The following is a 24,095-nucleotide window of genomic DNA, read 5'->3' as shown; positions in this document are numbered from 1 at the left end:
TGCTAAGTTTAAGAAGAAGTTAACATCGTATACACAAGTTCCTGAATTTCAAAAATATTCATTACTTTGAAAATGTTTGCTTGCTCTAATATAGGGTTTTCAATGAAATGATCAACTAGATAAACATTTTCTGCAATTGATAAGCCTGTGTTTATATAGTCATACTCGGCACTTATAACATGAATACCTATAGTGCACAAATGCCGAATTCATTAACATAATGTAAAGCTTTATTTATATAGTATTAAGATAATTTATATCATCCGCTATATGATGGTCTGAAGGTAGTAACACTACAATATCAAATCCTTGTGCTTTAGCCTATAATGCCGTAATAATGGCACAAACGGCAGTATTTTTTTTGTAAAGGCTCGGTAATTAATGCTATTTCTACATCTATTTCTGCTGCTTGTTCTTTAGTGATTGATTCATATTTTTTGGAAGTAATAATAGTAGGTTGTCCTAAAAATTTATTTCGGTTTATCCTTAGATGACAAAGGCCATAGTCTTTTACCGTTACCTCCTGCCATAATCACCGGCTTTATTAGACTCCTTGCCATAACCTCCTTCTAAAGGTAATTTGTATACCTTTGATACTTCAAGATTTGGTAAGTTAAGTTTTGGGATTTGCCTGTGCTCACGTATTTTTATACGCTGTGCAGGTTCACCACTTATTTGACTTCCAACTTTTGAAGTATCTGCGATATACGTCGATCCAATACTCGCATCCTCACGTACCTTTTTGTACGCTGCGGTGCTGCGTTTCGTGTCTCCTTCAAACTCCTCTTTATAAGATAGGTTATGCAAGGAGTCTACTTCATATATTTTACAACTACTAATTAAATAATAAAGAGCTTTATCTTTATAAATAGTTTTAAAAAATGTGTCAAGTAAATTAAATTGTAAAACTTGCCAATCTATATTGGCAAGTTTTACAATAAAAAGTACTTCTGCCTGAATGTTTTGTCTTGATAATAGTGCTAGAGCAGCTTAAACAACTTTGTCCCTCTTTACCGTAAACCGTAAGTTGCTGAGTAAAATAACCAGGTTTGTTATCGCCGTTTACAAAATCTTTAAGAGTAGTACCGCCGGCAGTTATAGCTTTAGTTAACACATCTCTAATTGATTTAATTAAATTTTCTATTTCATCATCCCTTAAATCGCTACCTGATTTATCCGGATGAATTCTAGCTAAATGAAGACTTTCGGAAGCATAGATATTACCGACTCCGACTATAACTCTATTATCCATAATCAAGTTTTTTATCGGTCTTTTTCTAGTTTGTAGCTTATCTTTTAGATATTCTAACGTCAATAAATCAGAAAAAGGCTCTATGCCTAAATCATTAAAAAATTCTTGTTCTAAGAGATCAGTCTTAAAACTATAAATCATACCGAAGCGTCTAGTATCGTTGAAAATTAACTTTTCGCCGTTACTTAAATCAAAAATCACATGATCGTGTTTTTGAGTTTTATAATTAGCAGATTGCAGAGTAAATCTACCGCTCATGCCTAGATGAACTATTAAAGAATAATCATTATTAAAATCTATAATTAAATATTTTGCACGACGCCTAACATCCAGTATATTAGTATTTAAGATTTCTGTAGCTAAAAGCGGGGATAGCTTATAACGTAAATTATCTCTTTTTAACTCTACATTTTCTACAATAAGCCCGATTAGCTTATCTTTTAGAGAGTTTTTAAGAGTTTCTACTTCAGGAAGTTCCGGCATTTGATACTAATATTTATAATAAAAAACTATGAACCAAACAAATTTTGGCCTTAAAAAAGTAGACTACACTAAAAAACAAGGTTTAGTAAATAACGTTTTTTCTAATGTCGCTGATAAGTATGATTTAATGAATGACTTAATGAGTTTGGGATTACATCGCTTATGGAAAGATGAATTTATTAGGCAAATTCCAAATCTTAACTCTCATATATTAGATGTTGCTAGTGGTAGCGGTGATATTGCTTTAAAACTTGCTAAAAAAGCAAGAGATAGAGTTAATAATATCTCTTTAACTTTAAGTGATATTAATGAAGAAATGTTAAAGCAAGCTAAGAAAAAAGCAATAGATCTGAATTTATTTCAAAATCTTAAATTTACTGTAGCAAGTGCTGAAGAACTACCGTTTCCGGATGATAGTTTTGATTATTATACTATAGCATTCGGTATTAGAAACGTACCTGATATAAATAAGGCTTTAAAGGAAGCATGTAGGGTTTTAAAGCCAATGGGCAAGTTTATATGTCTTGAGTTTTCAAAAGTAAAGGAAGGGTACATAAAAGATTTCTATAAATTCTACTCATTTAATATTATACCGAGTATTGGTCAAATGATAGTGGGTAATAAAGAGGCATATGAATATTTGGTCGAAAGTATAGAGTTATTCCCCTCACAAGACGAGTTTAGAATAATGATTAAAGACGCCGGTTTTGAGGAAGTCGGTTATAAAAATCTAAGTGGCGGAATAGTTGCTATCCACAGTGCGTATACTCGATGAACTTCAAAAATGGGCTACGTCGTTCTACAAGATCTGCGGTACTCACGTATTAAGTATACGCTCCGCTCCTCGACTTGTGAACTCCTTGCTCTTTTTGAAGTTGATCTTCGTATACTACTCTTTATTTTACTTCGGAGTATATAATAGATGATAAGTAATTTTTTTAATTTAATACGTATTTTTCGTATTATCAGTAAAAAGCAAATCTTAATTGATTCAAGAAGCCCTAAATATTTCAGGTTTATCGGTTATATATTAGCCTTATTTTTTGCTCCGGTCTCGTTAATAAAAAAATCACGGGAAGATTACGGCAAACGCTTAATAGATTGTTTAAGTGATCTTGGACCTATTTATATAAAATTTGGACAAACTCTTTCGACAAGGGCCGATTTAGTAGGAGCAGAGATAGCAGGTTATTTAAGGTTACTGCAAGATAAGCTACCTCCGTTTGATGGTGGGGTGGCTAGAAGGTTGATAACGTCATTGCGAGGAGACATTTATGTCGACGAAGCAATCTCAGCAAGCAAACAAAAGATTGCCACGCAGTCTACGACTGTGAGCCATGACGCCCTCCCTTTCTTACACCTCGATGATACCCCCATCGCTGCCGCATCAATTTCGCAGGTACATAAAGCACAACTTATAACCGGTGAATATGTTGCGGTAAAAATTTTGCGTCCGGGTATTCATAAAAAATATAACAGAGATATTAAGCTGCTATATTTTCTTGCAAAAATTATCTCAAAATTTTCTAAAGCAAAAAGGCTCAAACTGATTAAAGTAGTCGATAAATTTCATGAAACTATGAAATTTGAGCTTGATTTACGTTTAGAGGCGGCAGCAGCTTCTGAGCTTACGGATAATATGCGAAATGATATTAACGTGATAATCCCTAAAATATATTGGGATTTAACATCAGAAAATATACTAACCACCGAGTGGTTAGACGGCACTTCTATATATGATACTTTGCTACTAAAGGAAATGGGGTTAGAGCCTGCAAAAATATCTCAGGATTTTGCGGTAATGTTTTTCAATCAAGCCTATAGAGACGGATTTTTTCATGCTGATTTACATGCAGGGAATATTTTAGTGAATAAGCAAGGTAAGATAATTTTACTTGATTTCGGTATTATGGGCAGACTTAAAGAAAAAGATCGTTTAGCCGTTGCCGAAAGTCTATTTGGCTTTTTAAGGCGTGATTATAAATTAGTTGCTAAAGTACATTTAAGAGCCGGCTACATCCCATCAAATACTGATTTAGATTTATTCGCTCAAAGTTGTAGAGCAGTTACCGAGCCTATAGTAGGGACGCCCATAAAAAATATTTCCATAGGTAAGCTGCTTGCACATTTATTTAAAATCACGGAAGATTTCGGCATGGAAGTACAACCGGAGTTGTTGCTATTGCAAAAGACTTTAATAATGGTGGAAGGGATAGGCAGACAGTTAGACGGTAATGTTAATATGTGGCAGCTCGCCGAACCTTGGATTAAAAAATGGGCCGTGAAAAATCTAAGTCCTGAAGCGAAGTTGTTACGATTGGTAAAGCATGACCTAGATAGTCTAGAGGATATTATTTGACATATAAAAAATTATTAATATTATAGCCTTATATATTAAGAAATTTATTATTATGAAACTAAAAGATTTATTTATTAAATATCCTATTACTACTCCTTTTTTGGTTGATTGTAAAAATGATAAATTAGTATTTCCTTCAGATAAAGAACAAAAATATAAAAGAGACCTAAAAGAAACAATAGGAGAGGAAGAGTTTGAAAAATTAACGGCTTTAGATAAAATTGTTCAATGCCCCGAAAACTTAGAAAATATAGCTTTAGTAAGTATAGCAAAACATCTCGATAAACCACTGATAGTAGCGAAATTGTTTAATGATGTACAACGTGAATATTATAAATCCATATAGATCCCGATAATAATAATATTAAATCGATTTTGCATTTCTCAGAAATATATTTTATCGGTGATGTAGGGTGAATATGCCGGCTGAAGTTTTAAAACGCGAGTATAATGTCGGTACTATACAGCAAAAATCTTTACCGAAAATCATGGCATTATGGCCTGACCCTTACTATTACAACTGGATTCAGAAAAATAAAGAGTATAACAACCCGGATATAGATCCTCAGGTAATGGAGAATATCGTTTTATTGTGTGGAGAGGTTAGTATGGATTTACCGGTAAATGAAAAATTATAGTAAAAAACCATTGCAAGATAACCATGACTTTTAAAATTAACAAAAATTAAAAAGTAAAATTTTATAAACCTTTAAATTATATAAAGGTATTTAAATGTCTAAAAGCCAAGAACAAGAGCAGGAATCCATTGATAATATAAGGCAACAGCTTGATGAAGAATATAAAAACCTTTCGTGGGTTCAAGTTGGATATTTAGCTCTTGGAGCTGAAACAGGTAACAAAAAATATGATGAGTTAAATAAACGATATCTAGATCTTAATAAAGATAATTTAGGTATAATACAAAGTGTTATCCAAGCAGTCGGGAATGTTCCTAGTACATTGCAGTTTACCTGGGAGGCTTCTCAAGTTTTACCTGATCTTGCACTGGAGTTTAATAACCTCAGAAAAGCGAAGAAGTGCTACCACTAGTGTAGGTTCTATTGAAGCTGGTTGCAAGATGATAGCAGATGCAGAATCGCTTATAAAAAAATGTGCTTCTGTTTTACATTCCGAAACTATATCCAATAGTTCAAAAGAAACTCTTTTACAGTCTAAAGTTATTCCATATCTTCTCGCGCCTATTTTAAATAAGAGGCTTAGCAAAATAACAAAAAACTTTCAAACTTCCGAAACAGAAAAAATAAATGTATTAGACAAAATAAGTCCTAAATTTATCAGAGAATTATCTACACTAGGAGTAGATTTAATATCTAAAGTACTAGAAAGCGATTTAAACCCAAAAGTACAAGAAATAAATATTAAACAAAAAAACGCGTCATCTCAAGGTGCTATATTAAAAATATACATGACATTATTACTTCAGACAAAGTAAAACCCCTTCTTAATCACGATTTAGTACAATTTTAAAAAATCCTGATAATCAAAAGGGGTTAGTTCAAATTACGGAAAATATAATAAATAATAAAGCACAAAAAATCGCTAAACCTGAATTAATTGCAAATACAGTAGCACTACCTGTAAATTCTAGCGAAAAAATAATTGAAAGTACTCCTTCAGTTATAAAAGCTTATAGTCAGCTTAAAGAAAATGAAAAGCGCTACTTTTTTGACCTTGAGGATCCGGCGCTCATTTAGATCAATTTAAGAATCTTAAAACAACTCTTGAGCCTTTAAACGGCTTAATAGTAATTGATGAAATTCAAAGACAACCTGAAATTTTTCCTTATTTAAGAGTTCTTGCTGACTATTCAAACAAAAAATTTTTAATATTAGGTAGTGCTTCTGGAGAATTATTGCGACAATCTTCAGAATCATTAGCCGGCCGTATTGAATATACGGAACTTACTCCGTTCAATTTAATAGAGATAAATGATTTTAGGAGTTATGGTTAAGAGGTGGTTTTCCTAAATCATATTTAGCAAAAAATTATGTCCAAAGTCTTAGATGGCGTAAATAGCTACATCACTAGTGTTATCGAGCGTGATTTGCCTAGTTTAGGAATATCTCTTAATGCACATGTAATGAGGCAGTTATGGATGATGCTTGCTCATAATCATGGGCAATTATTAAATTATAGCGAGCTTGGAAGGTCGCTCGGTTTAACGGATATGACTATCAAACGTTATACTGAAATATTAGAGCAAACTTTTATGATTCGGTTATTAAAGCCTTGGTATGAAAATATCTCAAAACGTCAAGTGAAAGTACCGAAAGTCTATATACGAGATAGCGGAATACTACATGCCTTATTAGGGATTCACGAACATGATTGGTATGTTCATCCAAAACGCGGTCTTTCATTTGAAGGGTTTGTAATAGAGGAGTTAATACGTAAATTTACGGATGCAGAGTATTTTTTTTGGCGCACGCAAACAGGAGCAGAATTAGATTGATTAATTATTAAGAATGGTAAGAAATACGGCTTTGAAGTAAAAAATGCTGATGCTCCTAGTATTACTAAATCAATGCATACCGTTCTTGCCGATTTGCAGTGAGAACATTTATATATTGTTACTGCCGGGAATAATACATATAAAAAAACAGAAAAAATAAGTGTAGTTGGAATAGCGAACTTATCTAATTTACAGCTTGGTTAAAGTATATAAGTTACCATATTTCATTACCTTTAGTCTTATCATTACTTAATAATTCATGATGACAATTAGAATCAGTAATATTATCTAGTAATATATCTAATTCAGATTTTTCGGTGCTAGTAACTAAATTGTTATTAATTAATTTTAAACTACACATACGGGTTTTTAGTTTTTACGTAAATGAATCTAATAGGAACGCCCGGCATGTCAAAAGCCTCACGCATATTGTTTACTAAATACCTAGTATAGCTATCGGTAATTTTTGCCGGATTATTGGAAAATAGCTTGAAAGTAGGGGGACGGGTTTTTGTTTGAGTCATATATTTTACACGCACTCTTCTGCCGCCTTTTTGTAAAGGCAGCGGATGTGCTTCCGTAGTAAAATTAAGCCATTCATTTAATTTGCTAGTAGTTATTTTCTTATTCCAAATTTTATAAATTTTAAGACAAGCATCTAGCACTTGTGCAATATTTTGTTTATTTATTGCTGAAATGAATAGAACGGGGATACCTTTAACCTGAGGCAGATGAGTATTGATCTGATAATAAAATTCTTCCTGAAATGCTTCTTTTTCGGATTCTTTAACTAAATCCCATTTATTCACTACTATAACTATACTTCTTCCTTCATTTACCACATGGCTTGCAATATTTAAATCTTGCTGTTTTAAAGGAGCTAAAGCATCAATCATTAAGATTACGGTATTAGCAAATTTAATACTGTTAATAGTATCCGATGCCGATAATTTTTCTAAAGACTCTGTAATAGTAGATTTCTTGCGGAGTCCTGCCGTATCAATCAATTTAATATGATTATTTTTATATTGCCAATCAATTTCAATTGATTCACGAGTAATGCCGGCTTCAGGACCGGTTAATAATCTTTCATCATTAATAAGAGCGTTTATAAAAGTAGATTTTCCGGCGTTAGGTCTGCCACTAACTACTATCTGCAAACAATCTCCTTTAATTGGATCGGCTATATTTGTCTCGATTGCTTCTTCTTCAGGTAACTTGGCAATAATTTCGTCATATAAATCAATTAAGCCTGTGCCATGCTCGGCAGAGATAGCAATCATACTATCAAACCCTAATTTGTAGTACTCTTTATCAAAATCAAAAGCTTTCTCGCATTTATTAACTACCAATATAGCAGGCTTATTATATTTTCTAACAAAACTACTAAGTAACTTATCATCAGGTAATATTCCGCTTCTACCGTCAACCATAAAGCAAATTAAATCTGCCTCTAAAATTGCTTTAGTAGTCTGCTCCATTAACCTCTCTCCCATACTATTAGGATTCTCGTCAAGTCCTGGGGTATCAATTAACAAAAATTCAAAAGAGCCGATTTTGCCGTCTGTATATTTTCTATCTCTGGTGACGCCTGGCAAGTCGTGAACGATAGCTTTTTTACGTATGCTTAATCTATTGAAAAGCGTTGATTTGCCTACATTCGGACGACCAACTAAAGTAATGATTTTCTTAGTCATTATTAATATATTATTATGGTTAAGAGAACTAATAATGCCCCGATAAAACCTACTATATTTGCTATTATAATAGGTGTATTTTTTATTAATATGCCGTATATAAGCCAACTACAAAGAGCAATAGCACTTATAGTAAAGGCGGGCATAGAAACAGAAGCTGAAGATTGGCAGGTGAAAATCTTATGAGCCTGTACATAAAACATAAAATTGCCGATTGTACCGACAATCGTCATATATTTTTCGTAAAATGTCATGAATTTTGGCGACATATATTTATTTTTAAAAAGTGGTCTATGTCATTCCCGCGTAGGCGGGAAGCCATTAAAATCATATAAAAACTTGTTTTTATATGGTTATTTTATCAAATTATGTAACTTCTATATCAATATTAAAGCTATTTTTTTGGACTCCCGCCTACGCGGGAATGACATACGGCATCCTAAGATAGCAACATTCCACATTGACTATCCCTTAAAACTCGCAATTACCGGTATATGATCTGAAGGTTTTTCTTGAGTCCTTAAATTATAATCCATATAGCAATTTTCTAAATAGTCAATAGTATTATTACAACCAAGAATCATATCAATCCTCATACCTTTATTTTGTTCAAAACATCCGGCTCTATAATCCCACCATGAAAATTCTTGTTTATTCGGATGCATTAATCTGTATAAATCCTCAAATCCGGAATTTAGAATAGTGCGTAATTTTTTTTGTTCAACCTCAGTAAAACAAGTAGTTTCCGCCAGTAGCTTAGGTGAATATACATCTATATCGAACGGTGCAATATTGAAATCACCGCCTATGATAGTTTTTTCGTCAAAAGATTTTTTAGTTGATAAATAATTGATAAAATTATCATAAAATGCTAGTTTTGCTACAAATTTATCGCTACCGACAAATGAACCGTTAGGAGCATAGAGCGAGATTATATTACAAAACCCTATAGGTAATGATAATTTTATTTCTAAGAATCTTGCTTGATCACTGCAGTAATTATTCGGAAAATCCTTAATTATTTCATCGGCAGGAAATTTTGAAATTATAGCAACGCCGTTATATGATTTTTGTCCGTGAACATAAGAATTATAAGGTAGGTCGGATAATGCATCAAAAGGAAATTTTGCGGTTTCGCATTTTATTTCTTGCAATAATAAAATATCTGGAGTTTCTTTAGATAAAAAATTACGCAATAAATTAAGTCTTGTTTTTATGGAATTAATATTCCAAGTAGCTATCTTCATGTTTGTTTTTCTATATCTTCTAATTTTTTATTACGGAATCGCCACTCAAGAAAACCAAAATGATAAACTAAGAGACTAGTAATAAATGCTCCAGAAATTACTATACTCATTGAATATTTTATTGTATGATAATTTGGATTACTACTGTACATATCTAATAATACGCTAAAAGCTATACCCCATAATACAGTGATTTCAATACTAACTCCTCTTGGTATCCTCTTAATTGCATTTTCTTTCATAATAAAATCTCGTAATATTGCACTGCAATTAGCCGTAATGAAAGCAAAAAACGGTCCCCAAAAACTATAGAGGCTCAATTTTGTGAATAATAATCATTGCAACTCCTATAATTATACAAGTTGCTTGTCCGAATGAATCGCAAATTGCTACTAATTGTTCTCAATAATTATCTTCAGCAATCTGTTTATTATAATAGCTGAATAATTTAATAATTGTAAAACCGAGTAAAACTACTACAAATATGTAATAGAAATAAAAAGGAGTAAAATAGAAGTTTAAATGTCTGGTATCAATCATGGTTTACTATTAAATCTAGCATTATACAGCTACTTAACAGACGGTAATACCGCAAATAAAAATGTACCAAATAAAGTACTATTTTTTCTGCTACTCAAAATAATTCCCGAAAAAGCAAAAGCAAGGCAACCAAGTAAACCTATATAACATGGCACCAACGAGAATCTATAGATTTAGGTAATAGAATATGATATATGTATGTCTTAATAATTTTTTTATACTCGTTACTTGCAAGAAAATCATCTATAGCAAAATTAAATTGTTCAACTTTTGGCAAGTGGTTCAATAATAAATAATGATAATTCTTCAACACGATAAGGCTTTAAAAAATAAGCGTAGTTACTGTTCTCAGTAGTATATAAGTAGCTCCTGCTGTCATGTCGGCATTGCCGCTTTGAATATCTAATTGATCTTGATACCAGCTATCTTGATTGTACTCAATATTGATACCTATTTTTGCAGCAATAGCGTTAATTAATTCTATATCCATACCGGAAACGGTAGTATGACCGTTTGAATCAGCAATTAAGTATTGATAAGGCTCATTTACATACCATGCATTTATCAAAGTTTTTTTATCAGCTGTCCCTTCGCATTCTAAAATTGCTTGTTGTTCGTTCGTGTCTATGCTTAAAGCATACAAATTTTTAGAAATGAGAAGTATAAAAATAAAAAGCTTTAAAATTTTCATGGTCTGTATTTTTTTAGAATTAAAATGTCATCCCGTAGCAATATTTTATCGTCATTGCGAGAAGAATTACGCAGTAATGCGACGAAGCAATCTCAGGAGCTTATCATTATTTCATGAGATTGCCACGCAGCCTACGGCTGCTCGCAATGACGATAAAAACCAAAGCCTCTAATCACGCACTACTTTAATTTCACCGTCAGAAAATTTAATATTAAAAATTTTTTCATTCGCAGCAGTAATTTTAGAAGATAAAAAATTACCCGTTTCTCCTTTAACTATAGCAAAACCTCGTTTTAATACGTTGTGATAATCAAGGCTTGCAAGTAACGTACTATTTAATTCTAATTTATACTCAAAGTTTTTCAAAGTATTATTTGCCGATTTTGATAGATAAGCTGTTTGATGTGTTAATTCTAATGTTTTGTAATTGATTATTTTAGCAGGGTTTACTCTTTCTTTAGAAAAAGATTTAATCTTTGTGTCTTGTAGTTCAATAAAGTACGGTAAAGCATCTAGTAAATTAAAACCGGTTTCGTCCAGTAATTGCTGCCTATTATTTATATAGTGAGAGAGATATCTGTGTATTTTATCGTAATTTACTATATTTTGTTCGTGATATTTAATTAACCGGCTAGTATTATTCAATAATATTTTTTCATAAGATTGTAGCGTATTATTTAAAATAGATCGTACCGGTACGGCAAATTCTGCGGCAGCAGTCGGTGTTGGAGCTCTTTTATCGGCTGCTAAATCTATTAAAGTATAATCCACTTCATGACCTACTGCGGAAATAATAGGAATTTTTGAGTTATAAGCAGCACGTACTAATATCTCATCGTTAAATGACCAAAGATCTTCTATAGAACCGCCACCTCTAGCAACGATTATAACACGTGGTTTATTTACCTCTTCTAAATTGTGAAATCCTTCAATTGCTTCAGCAATTTCATTGCCGGAATTTTCGCCTTGTACGCTAACCGGCCATATTATTATTCGAGTCGGAAAACGTTCGCGAATACGATGAATAATATCTTTAATAACAGCACCGGTTATTGAAGTGATAACGCCTATTTTATCAGGTAAAAAGGGTATAGGAATACGTATTTTATTAAATAAGCCTTCTTTCTCGAGCCTGGCTTTACGCTCATTTAGAATTTGCAGCATAGCTCCAAGTCCTGTGGGTTGCAAATTATCTACCGATAATTGATAACGTGAATTACCTGCATAACTTGAGAGTTTACCGCTAATTACTACTTCCATGCCGTCATTTAAAGGAAATTTGATTTTAGCAAGAATAGGACGCCAGCAAGTACAGGCTAAAATGGCGGTATTTTCTTTTAAGTTAAAATAAGCATGACCTGAGCTTGCTATTTTTAAGCCTGAAATTTCGCCTTTTACCTTAATATAGCCAAAATTATTTTCTAATAGCTCTTTGATTTTATTAGAAATTTCACTAACTGAAAACTCTTTGGTTGCTTGATGCGCAATGAAATTGTCTAGCATTTTATTAGTACTTGGTGTTTTGCGCTGAGGGTAGCACATTATTCGTCATTACGAGGAGAAACTATAAGTTTTGACGAAGCAATCTTAGGAGTTTATCCTACTTCATGAGATTGCCACGTCGATGCTATGCATCTCCTTGCGATGACCGGTTATCATCTCCATAGAATAACCTTGCACTACAAAAGAGCAAGCAAAATTTTTTATTATTTGATATATTGCTAATAGCTTGCTATTATTTTTTACTATTAAAATATATTTATTAATATAAATGCTACTGCGAATAATATGTTTGCTTATTATCATAATATTTTCTTTGGTAAGTTTTGCCGCTCTTTCTAAGAATGGTCAAAATATTAAAATAAGCAATATTATAGCTGACTTCGTAGAGTATAATGAAAATCAGGATTTGATATATGCTAAAGGTAATATAAGAATTATCACGGATGAGTATTTATTAATGGCAGATAATTTACTTTATGATATAGAAAACGATATTTTATGGGCAGAAGGTAATATCCGAATTAAGGATAAACAAAATCGGATAATAGAGGGAGGCAAAGTGGTTTTAAAAGATGAATTTAAGAAAGGTATCATATCGGAATTCATTTTGCTTTCCGGTGATAATAATCTTTTAATTGCTAAACTTGCTGAAAGAATAGATGAAAATAATCTTACGCTGCACCATGCTGAGTTTACCCCTTGTGATGTTACTTGTAATAGAAACCCTATTTGGCAAATTGCTGCTAAGGATACTTATATTCATTCCGCAGAGCATAGAGTAGTTTATAAAAACGTGTTTTTTGCAGTATACGGTGTACCGATTTTTTACTTACCGTATTTTTTCCATCCGACTCCTACGGCCCCTGCAACTTCCGGATTATTGGTACCTGACGTCAAAAATAAAGGGTTTGGCATCCCCCTATATCTACGTGCAAAACCTAATATGGATTTTACTCTCACTCCAAGAATTTTTAGTAAATATCAAACTTATGAGCTAGAAGCACGTTATCGCCTGAATGATACCGATAATATGAATTTTCAAGTTAGTTACGGTAAATTACCGTATTTTCTAGAAAAAGACGGAAGTGTAGTGCAAAATAAAAAAGTTTCTTCTTATCATTATATAGCAAGCGGTAATTTTATTAGTACCGATAAAGTTTATGATTACGGTTTCAGGGTGGAGCGTACATCGGATAAAGCTTATTTAAAAAATTATTATAATAACTACGCTTCATATTTAACTTCTAAAATATTCTTAAATAAAATTCATGAGGCTGATTATTTTTCGGCGGAAGGATTAAGTTTTCAAGGCTTAGGTAGTAATGATCGTAGATATACCGATCCTCTAGTATTACCAAAAATCAATACAAAAAACGTGATAAATTTGAATGATAATGACAACAGCCATATCGTTGTTGAAAATAATACGTTAATGTACAAAGAAAGAATAGGAAAACAAGTTGCTAGAACCTCTTTGCAACTATCCTTTATGTATAATGTGCTGACTGCTTCAGGACAAATTTTTGATTTTGCGGCTAAAGATAGAGGCGATTTTTATCTTGCTAGACAGGCTTATGTAGATAAGCCGAGAGAAAGTAAATCATTTCAAAGGAATATACCGGAATTGCAAACTTTATGGCGTTATCCGTTAGTAGGCAATATAACAAAAACGATAAATTTACTTATTGAGCCGGTAGTTTCTTTTACTATGGGACGTAAACTATCTAAGAAAGATAAAAAATTTGTTATAATTGATCCTGCTAAATATGAATTATCCGAAAAAAATATCTTTTTATCCAACCGTTATAGCGGTATTGATTGCCATGATTTTGGTAATAGATTAAGTTACGGCTTAAATACTAGTATTGCTAAAGAAGAAAATTATTTAAAATTATTTTTAGGACAATCCCGTAATACAAGATATAGTATAGATTTGCTGGCTGATGATACAGAAAATGTAGGGCAGATACTAGGTAATCTTTCTAATAATTTAGAAGTGTTTTATAGCTTTCGGAAAGATAGATATTTCAGACCTATTAGAGATGAAGTGGGAGGAAATTTTAACTATGATAAGATTAACTTTCTAGGTAGTTTTATTCAGCTTACCAATCTTAACAAATATTATTCCGTAGAAAGTATAAAGGTTTCAAATAATAGAGTACGACAATTTTATGGAGACATAAATTATCAGCTAGCGGAAAATTGGACTATAGGCTTTGGTGTACGCATTGATCTCTCGAGACGATCTCCAAATTTACTTACTCGAACTATTAGGATGACATATGCTAAAGATTGTGTTAGAATTACTGCAAAGATTTATTCCGATTATCTAGCCGATGGAAGTAGAGGAATCAAAAAGACTACCTCTTCGCCGACTATTTCTATCGGTTTAAAAGTTTTAAACATGTGAGTATGCTCGTTTTATTTGAAAAATTGGCTACGTCGTCTTATAAGTTCTGCGGTGCTCACGTACTAAATGTACGCTCCGCTCCTTGACTTATAGACTCCTTGCTCTTTTCCAAATAAAACTTCGTCTACTTACTGGTCACTTATTCAGAGTATCACATGAGAAAATTATTATTAATCATTACCGTTTTTTTTACTTTTAATGTAGCACAAGCATCATTACCGAATATAGTAGCATCCGTAAATGATGAACCTATTACTCTTAATGAGTTCCGTGCTAGAAAAAAAATGATTATGGCACTAAATAATGTTGAAAGTCTAACGCCTGCTCAAGATAAGCAGCTAAGTGACTTAGCACTCAAGAGCTTAATTGACGAATCTTTGCTTTTTCAATATGCAGGAGATAGAGAAATTCCGCAAGAAGAGATAGATAACGCTATTAAGTCTATTGAAGATCGTAATAAAATGCCTCACGGTTCTCTTCTGCAGTATCTAAAAAGCAGATCGGTTAATCCTGATAGTTTTATTTCCCAAATTAAATCCGAGTTGATTAAAATGAATATTTTATCAATTCTATCAAGATCGGTACAAGTAAGTAATAAAGAAATAGATGTCGCAATTTTATCTAGCGATCAAAAAGACGTAGAAATTTCAATGCAAGTATTTACATCTAAAGATGGTAGCAATAAAGCGTTTACGCAGATGAATAATTTAAAAAATCGACTAAAAAAATGTGCGGATGTTAAAAAATCGTTTTATGATAATTTTGCTACTATGCAAATTATTACCGATAAGCTTAGCAAGATAGAAGGCGTAAAACAAACTATTGTAAAGGACTTAACTCCTGATAAAGCAAGTAATGTTTTTGAAGTAAATAACAAATTTGAAATAACATTAGTGTGCAGCAAAAAAATCTTAAATGTTAATGAAGATGAAAATAATTATGTAGTAAATTTCCTAACCAATAAAAAGATTTCGCAAAAAGCACAAAAAATGTTTGAAAATATGCGTAAGAAAGCAGCTATAAAAATAATGCTGCCGTCTTAGTGTGTGTTATTCTATGTCATTCCCGCGTAGTCGGGAATCCAGAAAAATAACCTTGATTATTAATACAGAATTATATTTGATAAAAACAAACATATAAAAACAAGTTTTTATATGTTTTACTGGATTCCCGCTTTCACGGGAATGACATACCCTACTATGCTCCCTTCAATTGCAAAACATGCAGCTTTACATCAAGTTAATCCTCTTAAAAAGCACGGACAAAATTTTATTTTTGACAGTAGTCTATGTGATAAAATCGTACGTGCAAGTAACCTGGCAGAAAATAGCCGAGTATTAGAAATAGGGCCCGGCACAGGAGGGTTAACTAGGTCAATATTGCAGAAAAATCCTGAATCCTTAACTGTTATAGAAACAGATGAGAGATGCCTCCCGCTCCTTAATGAGATTAAAGAATGTTATCCTAATCTAAATATTATTAAACAAGATGCTCTTAAAATAAATTTAACCGATTTAAGCTATGATATAGTCAACTCAGTTGGATTTGCATACAAGAAGTTAGAGGTGAAGCCTATAACTAATAGGAGAGCGACGAGTAACGATATAGGCGAGTCCAAATCAATTGACTATAAAGTAACTATAATCTCTAATTTACCGTATCATATAGGTACTGAGTTAGTGATTAGATGGCTGAAAGAAGCACGACTAATTACTAGTATGACGCTAATGTTACAAAAGGAAGTAGTAGAACGTATTTGTGCTATGCCCTCAACTAAAGCATATGGCAGATTATCGGTAATATGTCAGCTAATAGCTAAAGTGGAAAAGTGCTTTGACGTAGAGCCAACTGCTTTCTATCCACCTCCTAAAGTATATTCTGCGATAGTTAAACTAATACCTTTAGAAAATCCGCCGTCTATTGCTCTGATAAATAAAGTTGAGCAAATAACAAAGCTTGCTTTTGCAGGACGACGGAAAATGATCAAATCATCACTGAAAAATCTTGTACCTAATATACATGAAGTATTAACGCAGTTGAAAATCAATGATAATTATCGCGCTGAAAATCTTGCCCCTCAAGATTATTTGAGAATTGCTGAAATATTATAGCCTGCATCATTCATCTTTATCTAACTTTTTTGCTTCTGCTTCTTGCTGTAGTTTATATTCTGCTGCTTTTTCTTCTATATAGTTAAAAAAGAAATCACAGAAAGTTAAAAAACTATTCCAAGAGTTATTAGTATTAACTTAAGCTCTTTCCTTGCATTTTGAGCTTTTAATTTCTTTGATTCCTCTTCATCAATATAAGAACTCAGAGGTTAAAATTTCTTCTTTTTTATATTTTAACTCTTTAAAATTAGCTTATATATTAATGATAGAGTTTAATTATCATGTGAGAGAAGTAATTTATAGGGGGGGGTAATAAGTCAATAATTATATATTTAATAAATCTATCTTACTCAAAAATACGGCTTTTTCTATTTACTAGGTAAATACAATTTAGTTCTTGAGTCTTATAATAAAGCAATTGAGCTTGATCCTACAAATTCTGAAGCACACTATAATAAACAACATTTATTAAAGCGTATGTATTATTAAGTAAAAAACGCTGAAAAGCTTTTACTTATTGCCTTTTCAATCTATTCTGTTTGCTAGATTTCTTTAGTCTAAAATAAGCGAGGCAGTGATGCTATTCGTCTATTGTAATTTGCTTGATTTCGACAATTGTCTTATGCAAATGTTCAGCTAAAGCAAACATATTAAATAGCATTGGCTTGGTGGTTAGTTTTTTGCGGCAATCTCTAAATCAGTTTCGCTCATAATATCTAGTTGCGATGCGAATTAATACATTAGGGGCACAGCTACGCATTAATTTCGGTTATCGCTACAGGTTTCCTTGATATCAACAGCCTCAAGTGTCTATAAGATATTTAAAAGTTCCAGCGTGAGCGCAAAAAGACGTTTAGTAAATTTAATATTTGGGAACTTAATATTGAAACCTGAAAAGCTTGATTTTATGCTGCGTTCGCCGTTTGATACATTGGTGAACTTGCCTAAAAATGGCGAATGGTACCCGCGGCCGGACTTGAACCGGCAAGAGCTTACGCTCCACGGATTTTAAGTCCGTTATGTCTACCATTCCATCACGCGGGCAGCTGTGGATATTAAGGTTGCATTTGCTAAGTGGACAGATTAATAAAAAAAATACAAAAAAGCAAGTACTTTTATCGTTAATATATTAGTCTGATATGAAAAAGTTATTAAACACCTTTAAAATAGTTAGTTTACTCATTAATTTATTAGATAATGAACTTAAATAGTGACAAAATAGTAATAATATGATAGATTAGTTTCAGAAAGTAATACTTTCTCTTGCATGTTATTGACATGTTTATTGACAAATGCCGCAAGGTAAGGTAGTTTTGCATAATGAGTTTTTATCGGCTCTTATATTTAAGTAAGGCTTAAAGTAAAATTTAAGTTTTAGTTATTATAAGCGTGTGTTAAGTTCAAATAAGTAATTTCTATCTAATAAAGGTTTTTATGGCTACAAATATAGTAGGTAAAGTTAAGTGGTATAATTCTACGAAGAATTTTGGATTTATTGAACAGGAAAATGGCGGCAAAGATGTGTTTGTACACAAATCAGCCGTAGACGCAGCAGGTTTACATAGCCTTGAAGAAGGACAAGATGTAATTTTTGATCTTGAAGAAAAGCAAGGAAAAGCCTATGCTGTTAACCTCAGAATGAAATAAATATATTTATAATACCAAAAGCAGCTATCCAAAATTGTTTATAATTTAGGGTAGCCTAGTCATCTTTATCAAAATAGTAAATATTTTGTTTTTGTCTTATAATAACCTATATAATTTTAAGTATAATAAATTATTTTTACTAAAGGGCATGAAAATGCCCTAAATCTAATAATATTATTCTGGCTTGAATAAGATTCTAAAATAGTTTCATTATTCATTATCGTTTTATATATTTAGTTGGTGTTTTGTAATCTAGCTTAAGCATATTTTTTGATTCAGGATAATTATATAAGTCGTTATTTTAATTTACTATAACTTATTTTTTATACAATAGACCTCTTGCATAACTTATCTTATAAAGGGAATAAGAACTGCTACTCTACGCAGTGTACATAGTTAAGTATGTAAGGATGAGAGAGCAGCGTCGATGTCTCATATATCTTTAAGAAATGAGTTATGTTAAGAGGTCTAATCAATAATGTGCATATTTTGATTTAAAACTATATTGGATTATATAATGAAAAATTTTAATTTATCTGAAGAATTAATTATTGCTCTCGAGACAATGAATATAACTGAGCCGACTGAAATACAAAAGCAATCGATTCCGGTTGCAATGGCGGGATCGGACATACTCGCTTCTAGCCAAACAGGTTCAGGCAAAACTCTTGCTTATTTATTGCCGTTAATTGATTCATTTATTAAAAATAAAACTACTGCTTTAATTCTTGTTCCGACTAGGGAATTAGCAACGCAAATACACAGTACTTTAAATAAAGTAACTATATCCTATAAAATTAATAGTGCAGTTTTGATAGGCGGTGAACCGATGCCTAAACAATTTATGCAATTAAAAAAGAATCCAAAAGTGATTATCGGTACGCCGGGGCGTATTATCGATCACTTAAATAGGGGAAGTCTAAAAATTGATCGTATAGGCATAACCGTACTTGACGAAATGGATAGAATGCTTGATATGGGGATGAAAGAACAATTAGAAGAAATCAATAAATTTTTACCGGAAAAAAGACAAGTTTTAATGTTTTCCGCTACTATGCCAAAACATATTATTGCTGTTTCTCAAAAATATCTAAACAATCCGGTACGTATTACGGTAGGTGCTACTAATAAAGCAGCTGCAGAAATAAAACAGGAATCAATGCATGTTTCTGATAAAGAAAAATTTAGTGAATTAACTAAACAACTTGGTAATAGGGAAGGATCGGTCATTATTTTTGTGAAAACTAAACGCTCTGCCGATCAATTAGCTAAAATGTTGAAATATGAAAATCATACAGCAGAAGCTATACACGGTGATTTAAGTCAGCGTCAACGTGAAAGAGTAATTTTATCATTTCGTAAGTCAAACCATAGAATAATGGTAGCAACTGATGTAGCGGCTCGTGGGCTTGATATTCCTCATACACAGCATGTTATTAATTATGATTTACCTATGTGTCCTGAAGATTATTTACATAGGATAGGTAGAACGGGTAGAGCAGGGGCTACCGGATATGCGTTGTCTTTTATTTCTCCTGATGATGTTATTAGATGGCATGCAATCGATCGTCTAGTAAATAAAGGAGAATCTACGCTACGTAGTGAGTTTAGAAGTGATAAAAATAATCGTAAAAGATCATTCGGTAAAAGAGCCGGCGGTGACGGTAAAAAGTTTAATTCTTTTGATAGTAGCCGTAAAAGAACCTTTGACGGTAACAGCTACGGTAATAAAAGAAAAAAAGTATCGTAGTTTAGATTTACGACATCATTTATATCATTGCGAGGAAATTACGTAAGTAATTGACGAAGCAATCTCAAGAGTTTATTATTATCTCATGAGATTGCCACGCAGTCTTATGGCTGCTCGCAATGACGATTAGATATCCATGCGGGCAATGCCTTCGCAGGAATGACATCCGTATATTTTAAAGGAGGATAAATTCATAAGTTTAAATTTTTCACGATTTCAATATATGTCTAATATTTTCTTTATATTAATAATTTCTTTTCCCGGAGGTTTAATTTATTTACTTACCGGTTCAACTCTTTCTTTTTGGCTTCGAGAATCCGGTTTTGATAAAATCACTATCGGGCTTTTTAGTTTAGTGAATTTTATTCATATATTTAAATTTTTATGGGGTCCTTTGCTTGAAAAAGTAAGTTTTGCTCCTTTAAGTAAGCGGGGATATAAATATTGTTTAATTATTGCTTTGGTTAGTTGTATTTTTTGTGTATATGTTCTAACAAATTTTAACCCTAACACTCATTTTATACCATTTGCTTTATGCTTAGTAGCTGTGGCATTTTTTTTTTCCATTTATGATATGTTACTTCAATCATCACAGATGTTACTGATTACAAATAAAAATTGGGGCATAAGTGAGGCAGCTTGTACTACAGGTTTTAGAATAGGTATACTTATAGCAGGTTCAGGAGCGTTATATTTATCTACTATCATATCCTGGCAAGATGTTTATCGTGCTATGGCAATTTTATGTATACCGTCATTACTATTAATTATAATCTATCCGCTTAAATTTAAAGATAAGATAATTATTAATGATTTTGATAGATTTTGGCATGCTTTTTATGATTTTGTCAAAAAACCTAAATGGCTAATAATTGTTAGTTTTATGCTTCTGTATCGTCTTCAAGATAATTTTCTGTCAATTATGCCGAATATGTTTTATCTCGATATTGGGTATACGAAGAAAGATTTAGCTCTTGGATATAAAGCTTTCGGTATGTGCGCTACAATCCTTGGCGGTTTTATAGGTGGGTTTTTATGCCGAAAATGTGAATATTCTTATTTGCTTAAAAGAGCATTAATATATCATGCTTTATCTAGCCTATCTTTTTTATTTCTCTATTTTTATAATCGAGATATTACAAGTTTGTATATAGCGGTCTTTTTTCAAGAATTTACCAAGGGCTTAACTATGTCGCCGTTTTTTTCTTACCAATTAAGATGCTGTAGTTCTAAATATTGTATAACCCAAATTGCTTTAATGACTTCTATTGCTTATATTAGTACCATATTGTTTGGTAGTATTTCAGGCTATGCAGCTACTTATTTAGGCTGGACTTATTTCTTTATTGTAGCGGGATTTTGTTTTATACCGGCTTATATATTAATTAGATATTTACCGCCTTATGTTATTCCTAGCTAAAAGCGGGAATCTAGCAAAATATTTATAATTGTCATTGCGAGGAGGCGTTGTTGTTGTGTGGATCAATTTCACCTCTGTCATCCCGTGGCTTGACCACGGGGTCCATAAAAACAATAAAAAATACTAATAATTTTAGTATTTTTAACTGGCTCCCGTGGTCAAGCCACGGGATGAGACACCGAGTGCTTTACCGGTCCCTGCAACAATGCCTTGCGAGGAGCGCAGCGACGTGGCAATCTCTCTTAAATTTCATGAGATTGCTTCGTCGGCATAAATGCCTTCTCGCAATGACGTGGATAGGGTAGTATTGGATTCCTGCTGCCGCAGGAATGACATATACGGTTTTTGAGAGCCATGCCAAAATGCCTAAATACAAATATATTGTAAAAGTAGTACTATCAATTTATAATAATCAATAAATTTATTAGTGTGCTTTAATTATGTTTATTCAAACTGCAGATACTCCAAATCCGGATGCAATAACATTTTTCCCGGGGCAGGAAATAAGTAGTGATCAGCCGGTATTTTTTAGTGAGCTTGCTGAAGTACAAGGAAGAAGCAAACTTGCAGAATCATTATTTCATATTAATAATGTAAAATCAGTGTTTTTCGGTAGTGATTTTATAACAGTAACTAAACAAGCTGAAGGTAATTGGCAAGTTATAAAGCCTGAAATTTTAATGGTTATTATGGATCATTTTGTTTCAGGCTTTCCTGTATTTGAAGAAAACACCAAAGCAGATAATGTAAATCATAACCTTGATGGGCTTTCGGAAATAGAGAAACAAATCGTAGAGATTATTGAAACTAGGGTGCGTCCATCTGTTGCACAAGACGGCGGCGACATAATATATAAAGGCTTTGAAAACGGTGTAGTTAAATTAGCACTTCGTGGTGCATGTCTTGGATGTCCTAGTTCCACCATCACCTTAAAAAACGGCATTGAGTCCATGCTTAAACATTTTGTACCGGAAGTGCAAGAAGTTGAAGCTGTAGAGGAAGATTTTGAGTAATTTAGTATGCTAACTGCGAGCGACTACGGACCTTGTTGTTGTATAGGTTTAGTCTTCGTCATTGCGAGCAGAAACTGCAAGTTTCGACGAAGCAATCTAGTAAAAAATTCTGATTTACAGAATTTTTGATTATTTTTTCTGGGTTGCCACGCAGTCTACGACTGCTCGCGATGACGTTAAATGTCATATAGTATATTAAATTTTTTTGAAGAATAGTATGGTTCTATTCTTCCTTTGCAGCATTGATTGTATCATTTTGATGCCAAATAACGTAATGTAGTTCAACATCTTTTGGAGCATATATACTACGATAGGTAGTTTGCTATTATATTTTAAAAATGTTTCATCGCCTAAAAATACACTAACCGGGTTGTATGGTTGCTTTTACGTTTGGGCATGCCATCATTGTACTAGCAGGGTGATCGCTAACTTGATCGATTATATAATAATTATATCCCCATCCTTCTAAAGTTTTTGTTTCCAGCTTACCACCAAACCAAACACGATTACACAATCTTGCATTGCATTTTTTGTTGCTTGCAATTCTACTTTTAGCTTTTCTTCATTGGACTCTGTAGGTAAATGAATTACATAACGCTTTTGATTTTCAAGTGGCGTAGAGATAGGGTGTAATATCTTTTAACCGCTTATCGGTATCGGCTAATAAATCAGTATTTAAAAAACATGATATAAGAAATAGTATAATTTTATTTGGCATATGATTATTTTTTAAATTAGAATTCATTATCTCGTCTAGAGGAGTTATATAAAAAGAATTTATTTTCTTTTAATATATGCTGATTATTTAAACTAAAAACTTTCATGGCAAGCCTTTCATTATTAGGTAATCTAAAATATATTTCTGATCCGTTATTGGATTCAAAAAAATTACATTTATTATAAGCACCTAATAATAATAAATGATTTAATATATCTCTATGGTAACTTGTTCTTCAAGGTTTATAATCTTAGGAAATAATATGTGATTATTGTGATTATTTTGTATATTTGAAATAAGAATATTTTGAGAGTTATATTGCTGTTTTTCCAAATATATTTTTGCAAAATTATTTTGTTTTAATTCTGTAAAGGTTAGTTTAGCCTTATATTTTTGTTTGTCACTAGAAAAGTTAGGTAGCGTTTCTATTAAATGAAAATCAAGGGAGGTTTCGCTAAATCTTGTATTTAGCATCTTATTTTGATTTAATTCGGTAAAATCTAATGCGGCATAGTGTGTTGCTCCGTCAATGTCTAAACTATATATACAGGCTTATCTTCTAATATCTCTTCAAATAAATCAGCCCATAGCTCGTGTAACTCTTGTAAAAAATTTTGAGCATGTTCTTTAGTTTTACAAACATCAATTTGATTTGCAAAGCTTTTTGCTATAAAAAACTTTAAATCTTTTTGATCCGATAAAGATAAAGCATGAATGTGACATTTAAATGTTTTATCTACATAATTTATTAGTGATGCAGTATCTGCAGGAAAATTTTTAG

24 protein-coding genes, 1 tRNA gene and 5 pseudogenes are annotated in these 24,095 nt (G+C 32.3%); 16 read left to right on the top strand and 14 right to left on the bottom strand.

What is annotated here, in order from left to right:
* Positions 1 to 8: 8 nt before the first annotated feature.
* From RMA_RS09530 to mutM, 3 genes and pseudogenes are all read right to left on the bottom strand, one after another.
* Positions 9 to 200: a hypothetical protein gene (locus tag RMA_RS09530; protein WP_148194419.1), complete on the bottom strand. Its 192-nt coding sequence runs from the start codon at positions 198 to 200 to the stop codon at positions 9 to 11.
* Positions 188 to 825 (bottom strand): annotated as a pseudogene (locus RMA_RS12100) (palindromic element RPE1 domain-containing protein). Before RMA_RS12100 ends, RMA_RS09530 begins: the two are co-directional and overlap by 13 nt.
* 70 nt (positions 826 to 895) lie before the next feature.
* Positions 896 to 1,735, bottom strand: coding sequence for a bifunctional DNA-formamidopyrimidine glycosylase/DNA-(apurinic or apyrimidinic site) lyase (gene mutM, locus RMA_RS05785; protein ID WP_012153072.1), 840 nt, complete (start codon positions 1,733 to 1,735; stop codon positions 896 to 898).
* 28 nt (positions 1,736 to 1,763) lie between these two features.
* On the opposite strand from mutM, the gene ubiE reads away from it, so the two are divergent.
* The 7 genes and pseudogenes from ubiE to RMA_RS12090 all read left to right on the top strand — a co-directional run.
* Positions 1,764 to 2,510, top strand: coding sequence for a bifunctional demethylmenaquinone methyltransferase/2-methoxy-6-polyprenyl-1,4-benzoquinol methylase UbiE (gene ubiE / locus RMA_RS05780; protein WP_012153071.1), 747 nt, complete (start codon positions 1,764 to 1,766; stop codon positions 2,508 to 2,510).
* A gap of 147 nt (positions 2,511 to 2,657) precedes the next feature.
* Positions 2,658 to 4,094 (top strand): 2-polyprenylphenol 6-hydroxylase, encoded by a 1,437-nt coding sequence (gene ubiB, locus RMA_RS05775; protein ID WP_012153070.1) that lies wholly within the window; start codon positions 2,658 to 2,660, stop codon positions 4,092 to 4,094.
* A gap of 52 nt (positions 4,095 to 4,146) precedes the next feature.
* Complete coding sequence (locus tag RMA_RS05770) at positions 4,147 to 4,440, top strand: hypothetical protein (RefSeq protein ID WP_049749375.1); 294 nt, start codon at positions 4,147 to 4,149, stop codon at positions 4,438 to 4,440.
* A gap of 73 nt (positions 4,441 to 4,513) precedes the next feature.
* Positions 4,514 to 4,732, top strand: a complete 219-nt coding sequence (locus tag RMA_RS05765; protein ID WP_014365515.1) for a hypothetical protein — start codon at positions 4,514 to 4,516, stop codon at positions 4,730 to 4,732.
* A 94-nt stretch (positions 4,733 to 4,826) separates the two neighbouring features.
* A complete protein-coding gene (locus RMA_RS05760; RefSeq protein WP_238375427.1) occupies positions 4,827 to 5,144 on the top strand; it encodes a hypothetical protein in 318 nt (105 codons plus the stop codon).
* 28 nt (positions 5,145 to 5,172) lie between these two features.
* Positions 5,173 to 5,547, top strand: coding sequence for a hypothetical protein (locus RMA_RS11240; RefSeq protein ID WP_238375426.1), 375 nt, complete (start codon positions 5,173 to 5,175; stop codon positions 5,545 to 5,547).
* A 202-nt stretch (positions 5,548 to 5,749) separates the two neighbouring features.
* A pseudogene (locus RMA_RS12090) lies at positions 5,750 to 6,771 on the top strand (ATP-binding protein); the annotation flags it as partial.
* Between the two features lie 10 nt (positions 6,772 to 6,781).
* Here RMA_RS12090 and RMA_RS09990 read toward each other — a convergent pair.
* From RMA_RS09990 to RMA_RS11225, 5 genes are all read right to left on the bottom strand, one after another.
* Positions 6,782 to 6,928, bottom strand: coding sequence for a hypothetical protein (locus RMA_RS09990; protein WP_187145881.1), 147 nt, complete (start codon positions 6,926 to 6,928; stop codon positions 6,782 to 6,784).
* Positions 6,921 to 8,264, bottom strand: coding sequence for a ribosome biogenesis GTPase Der (gene der / locus RMA_RS05750; RefSeq protein WP_041404826.1), 1,344 nt, complete (start codon positions 8,262 to 8,264; stop codon positions 6,921 to 6,923). Before der ends, RMA_RS09990 begins: the two co-directional genes overlap by 8 nt.
* A gap of 2 nt (positions 8,265 to 8,266) precedes the next feature.
* Positions 8,267 to 8,533, bottom strand: a complete 267-nt coding sequence (locus RMA_RS08770) for a SemiSWEET family sugar transporter (RefSeq protein ID WP_010977607.1) — start codon at positions 8,531 to 8,533, stop codon at positions 8,267 to 8,269.
* A gap of 195 nt (positions 8,534 to 8,728) precedes the next feature.
* Complete coding sequence (gene xth, locus RMA_RS05740; RefSeq protein WP_014365519.1) at positions 8,729 to 9,511, bottom strand: exodeoxyribonuclease III; 783 nt, start codon at positions 9,509 to 9,511, stop codon at positions 8,729 to 8,731.
* Positions 9,508 to 9,753: a hypothetical protein gene (locus RMA_RS11225; RefSeq protein WP_014408943.1), complete on the bottom strand. Its 246-nt coding sequence runs from the start codon at positions 9,751 to 9,753 to the stop codon at positions 9,508 to 9,510. The genes xth and RMA_RS11225 overlap by 4 nt, the downstream gene beginning before the upstream one ends.
* A gap of 280 nt (positions 9,754 to 10,033) precedes the next feature.
* Here RMA_RS11225 and RMA_RS11220 point away from each other — a divergent pair, with 280 nt between their 5' ends.
* Positions 10,034 to 10,198 (top strand): hypothetical protein, encoded by a 165-nt coding sequence (locus tag RMA_RS11220; protein WP_155815114.1) that lies wholly within the window; start codon positions 10,034 to 10,036, stop codon positions 10,196 to 10,198.
* A 175-nt stretch (positions 10,199 to 10,373) separates the two neighbouring features.
* On the opposite strand, the gene RMA_RS11215 is transcribed toward RMA_RS11220, so the two are convergent.
* Both RMA_RS11215 and xseA read right to left on the bottom strand, forming a co-directional pair.
* The gene (locus tag RMA_RS11215) at positions 10,374 to 10,742 is read right to left on the bottom strand and encodes a transporter substrate-binding domain-containing protein (protein ID WP_238375425.1); all 369 of its coding nucleotides are present in this window, start codon (positions 10,740 to 10,742) and stop codon (positions 10,374 to 10,376) included.
* Positions 10,743 to 10,910: 168 nt separating this feature from the next.
* Complete coding sequence (xseA, locus tag RMA_RS05725) at positions 10,911 to 12,245, bottom strand: exodeoxyribonuclease VII large subunit (RefSeq protein ID WP_041404825.1); 1,335 nt, start codon at positions 12,243 to 12,245, stop codon at positions 10,911 to 10,913.
* A gap of 268 nt (positions 12,246 to 12,513) precedes the next feature.
* On the opposite strand from xseA, the gene RMA_RS05715 reads away from it, so the two are divergent.
* The 3 genes from RMA_RS05715 (at position 12,514) to rsmA (ending at position 16,766) form a co-directional block, all read left to right on the top strand.
* Complete coding sequence (locus tag RMA_RS05715; RefSeq protein WP_012153065.1) at positions 12,514 to 14,655, top strand: LPS-assembly protein LptD; 2,142 nt, start codon at positions 12,514 to 12,516, stop codon at positions 14,653 to 14,655.
* A 155-nt stretch (positions 14,656 to 14,810) separates the two neighbouring features.
* A complete protein-coding gene (locus tag RMA_RS05710) occupies positions 14,811 to 15,698 on the top strand; it encodes a SurA N-terminal domain-containing protein (protein ID WP_041404824.1) in 888 nt (295 codons plus the stop codon).
* Between the two features lie 156 nt (positions 15,699 to 15,854).
* Positions 15,855 to 16,766, top strand: a complete 912-nt coding sequence (gene rsmA, locus RMA_RS05705; RefSeq protein ID WP_041404823.1) for a 16S rRNA (adenine(1518)-N(6)/adenine(1519)-N(6))-dimethyltransferase RsmA — start codon at positions 15,855 to 15,857, stop codon at positions 16,764 to 16,766.
* Positions 16,767 to 16,772: 6 nt separating this feature from the next.
* Here rsmA and RMA_RS12315 read toward each other — a convergent pair.
* Positions 16,773 to 16,982: pseudogene (locus tag RMA_RS12315) on the bottom strand (hypothetical protein).
* 123 nt (positions 16,983 to 17,105) lie between these two features.
* On the opposite strand from RMA_RS12315, the gene RMA_RS08760 reads away from it, so the two are divergent.
* Positions 17,106 to 17,255, top strand: a complete 150-nt coding sequence (locus tag RMA_RS08760) for a tetratricopeptide repeat protein (protein WP_081427938.1) — start codon at positions 17,106 to 17,108, stop codon at positions 17,253 to 17,255.
* A 469-nt stretch (positions 17,256 to 17,724) separates the two neighbouring features.
* On the opposite strand, the gene RMA_RS05700 is transcribed toward RMA_RS08760, so the two are convergent.
* Positions 17,725 to 17,810 (bottom strand) — tRNA-Leu (locus RMA_RS05700).
* A gap of 390 nt (positions 17,811 to 18,200) precedes the next feature.
* On the opposite strand from RMA_RS05700, the gene RMA_RS05695 reads away from it, so the two are divergent.
* The 4 genes from RMA_RS05695 (at position 18,201) to RMA_RS05680 (ending at position 22,596) form a co-directional block, all read left to right on the top strand.
* A complete protein-coding gene (locus RMA_RS05695) occupies positions 18,201 to 18,413 on the top strand; it encodes a cold-shock protein (protein ID WP_014408935.1) in 213 nt (70 codons plus the stop codon).
* A 517-nt stretch (positions 18,414 to 18,930) separates the two neighbouring features.
* Positions 18,931 to 20,163 carry a DEAD/DEAH box helicase gene (locus RMA_RS05690; RefSeq protein WP_014365527.1) on the top strand — a complete coding sequence of 411 codons (1,233 nt, stop codon included), beginning with the start codon at positions 18,931 to 18,933 and terminating at the stop codon, positions 20,161 to 20,163.
* 223 nt (positions 20,164 to 20,386) lie between these two features.
* A complete protein-coding gene (locus RMA_RS05685) occupies positions 20,387 to 21,583 on the top strand; it encodes an MFS transporter (RefSeq protein ID WP_049749374.1) in 1,197 nt (398 codons plus the stop codon).
* Between the two features lie 440 nt (positions 21,584 to 22,023).
* Complete coding sequence (locus RMA_RS05680; protein ID WP_014365529.1) at positions 22,024 to 22,596, top strand: NifU family protein; 573 nt, start codon at positions 22,024 to 22,026, stop codon at positions 22,594 to 22,596.
* A gap of 361 nt (positions 22,597 to 22,957) precedes the next feature.
* Here RMA_RS05680 and RMA_RS11205 read toward each other — a convergent pair.
* Together RMA_RS11205 and RMA_RS12310 are read right to left on the bottom strand one after the other, a co-directional pair.
* Positions 22,958 to 23,184: pseudogene (locus RMA_RS11205) on the bottom strand (ecotin family protein).
* A gap of 185 nt (positions 23,185 to 23,369) precedes the next feature.
* A pseudogene (locus tag RMA_RS12310) lies at positions 23,370 to 23,788 on the bottom strand (hypothetical protein); the annotation flags it as partial.
* Between the last annotated feature and the right edge of the window lie 307 nt (positions 23,789 to 24,095).

Origin of the sequence: Rickettsia massiliae MTU5 (assembly GCF_000016625.1) — a bacterium.
GTDB lineage: Bacteria > Pseudomonadota > Alphaproteobacteria > Rickettsiales > Rickettsiaceae > Rickettsia > Rickettsia rickettsii.
The sequence above is the reverse complement of the archived record's forward strand: the minus strand, read 5'-3'. Positions and strand labels throughout refer to the sequence as shown.

Excerpts from the sequence above, each read along its gene's own strand:
- der (WP_041404826.1), bottom strand. The coding sequence starts at position 8,264 with ATGACTAAGAAAATCATTACTTTAGTTGGTCGTCCGAATGTAGGCAAA.
- ubiE (WP_012153071.1), top strand. The coding sequence starts at position 1,764 with ATGAACCAAACAAATTTTGGCCTTAAAAAAGTAGACTACACTAAAAAA.
- RMA_RS11215 (WP_238375425.1), bottom strand. The coding sequence starts at position 10,742 with ATGAAAATTTTAAAGCTTTTTATTTTTATACTTCTCATTTCTAAAAAT.
- RMA_RS05680 (WP_014365529.1), top strand. The coding sequence starts at position 22,024 with ATGTTTATTCAAACTGCAGATACTCCAAATCCGGATGCAATAACATTT.
- RMA_RS05710 (WP_041404824.1), top strand. The coding sequence starts at position 14,811 with ATGAGAAAATTATTATTAATCATTACCGTTTTTTTTACTTTTAATGTA.
- xseA (WP_041404825.1), bottom strand. The coding sequence starts at position 12,245 with ATGCTAGACAATTTCATTGCGCATCAAGCAACCAAAGAGTTTTCAGTT.
- RMA_RS05765 (WP_014365515.1), top strand. The coding sequence starts at position 4,514 with ATGCCGGCTGAAGTTTTAAAACGCGAGTATAATGTCGGTACTATACAG.
- RMA_RS05695 (WP_014408935.1), top strand. The coding sequence starts at position 18,201 with ATGGCTACAAATATAGTAGGTAAAGTTAAGTGGTATAATTCTACGAAG.
- RMA_RS11220 (WP_155815114.1), top strand. The coding sequence starts at position 10,034 with ATGTCTGGTATCAATCATGGTTTACTATTAAATCTAGCATTATACAGC.
- RMA_RS11240 (WP_238375426.1), top strand. The coding sequence starts at position 5,173 with ATGATAGCAGATGCAGAATCGCTTATAAAAAAATGTGCTTCTGTTTTA.
- RMA_RS05685 (WP_049749374.1), top strand. The coding sequence starts at position 20,387 with ATGTCTAATATTTTCTTTATATTAATAATTTCTTTTCCCGGAGGTTTA.
- RMA_RS05770 (WP_049749375.1), top strand. The coding sequence starts at position 4,147 with ATGAAACTAAAAGATTTATTTATTAAATATCCTATTACTACTCCTTTT.
- xth (WP_014365519.1), bottom strand. The coding sequence starts at position 9,511 with ATGAAGATAGCTACTTGGAATATTAATTCCATAAAAACAAGACTTAAT.
- ubiB (WP_012153070.1), top strand. The coding sequence starts at position 2,658 with ATGATAAGTAATTTTTTTAATTTAATACGTATTTTTCGTATTATCAGT.
- mutM (WP_012153072.1), bottom strand. The coding sequence starts at position 1,735 with ATGCCGGAACTTCCTGAAGTAGAAACTCTTAAAAACTCTCTAAAAGAT.
- RMA_RS11225 (WP_014408943.1), bottom strand. The coding sequence starts at position 9,753 with ATGAAAGAAAATGCAATTAAGAGGATACCAAGAGGAGTTAGTATTGAA.
- RMA_RS05760 (WP_238375427.1), top strand. The coding sequence starts at position 4,827 with ATGTCTAAAAGCCAAGAACAAGAGCAGGAATCCATTGATAATATAAGG.
- RMA_RS08770 (WP_010977607.1), bottom strand. The coding sequence starts at position 8,533 with ATGTCGCCAAAATTCATGACATTTTACGAAAAATATATGACGATTGTC.
- RMA_RS05715 (WP_012153065.1), top strand. The coding sequence starts at position 12,514 with ATGCTACTGCGAATAATATGTTTGCTTATTATCATAATATTTTCTTTG.
- rsmA (WP_041404823.1), top strand. The coding sequence starts at position 15,855 with ATGCTCCCTTCAATTGCAAAACATGCAGCTTTACATCAAGTTAATCCT.
- RMA_RS05690 (WP_014365527.1), top strand. The coding sequence starts at position 18,931 with ATGAAAAATTTTAATTTATCTGAAGAATTAATTATTGCTCTCGAGACA.
- RMA_RS09990 (WP_187145881.1), bottom strand. The coding sequence starts at position 6,928 with ATGTGTAGTTTAAAATTAATTAATAACAATTTAGTTACTAGCACCGAA.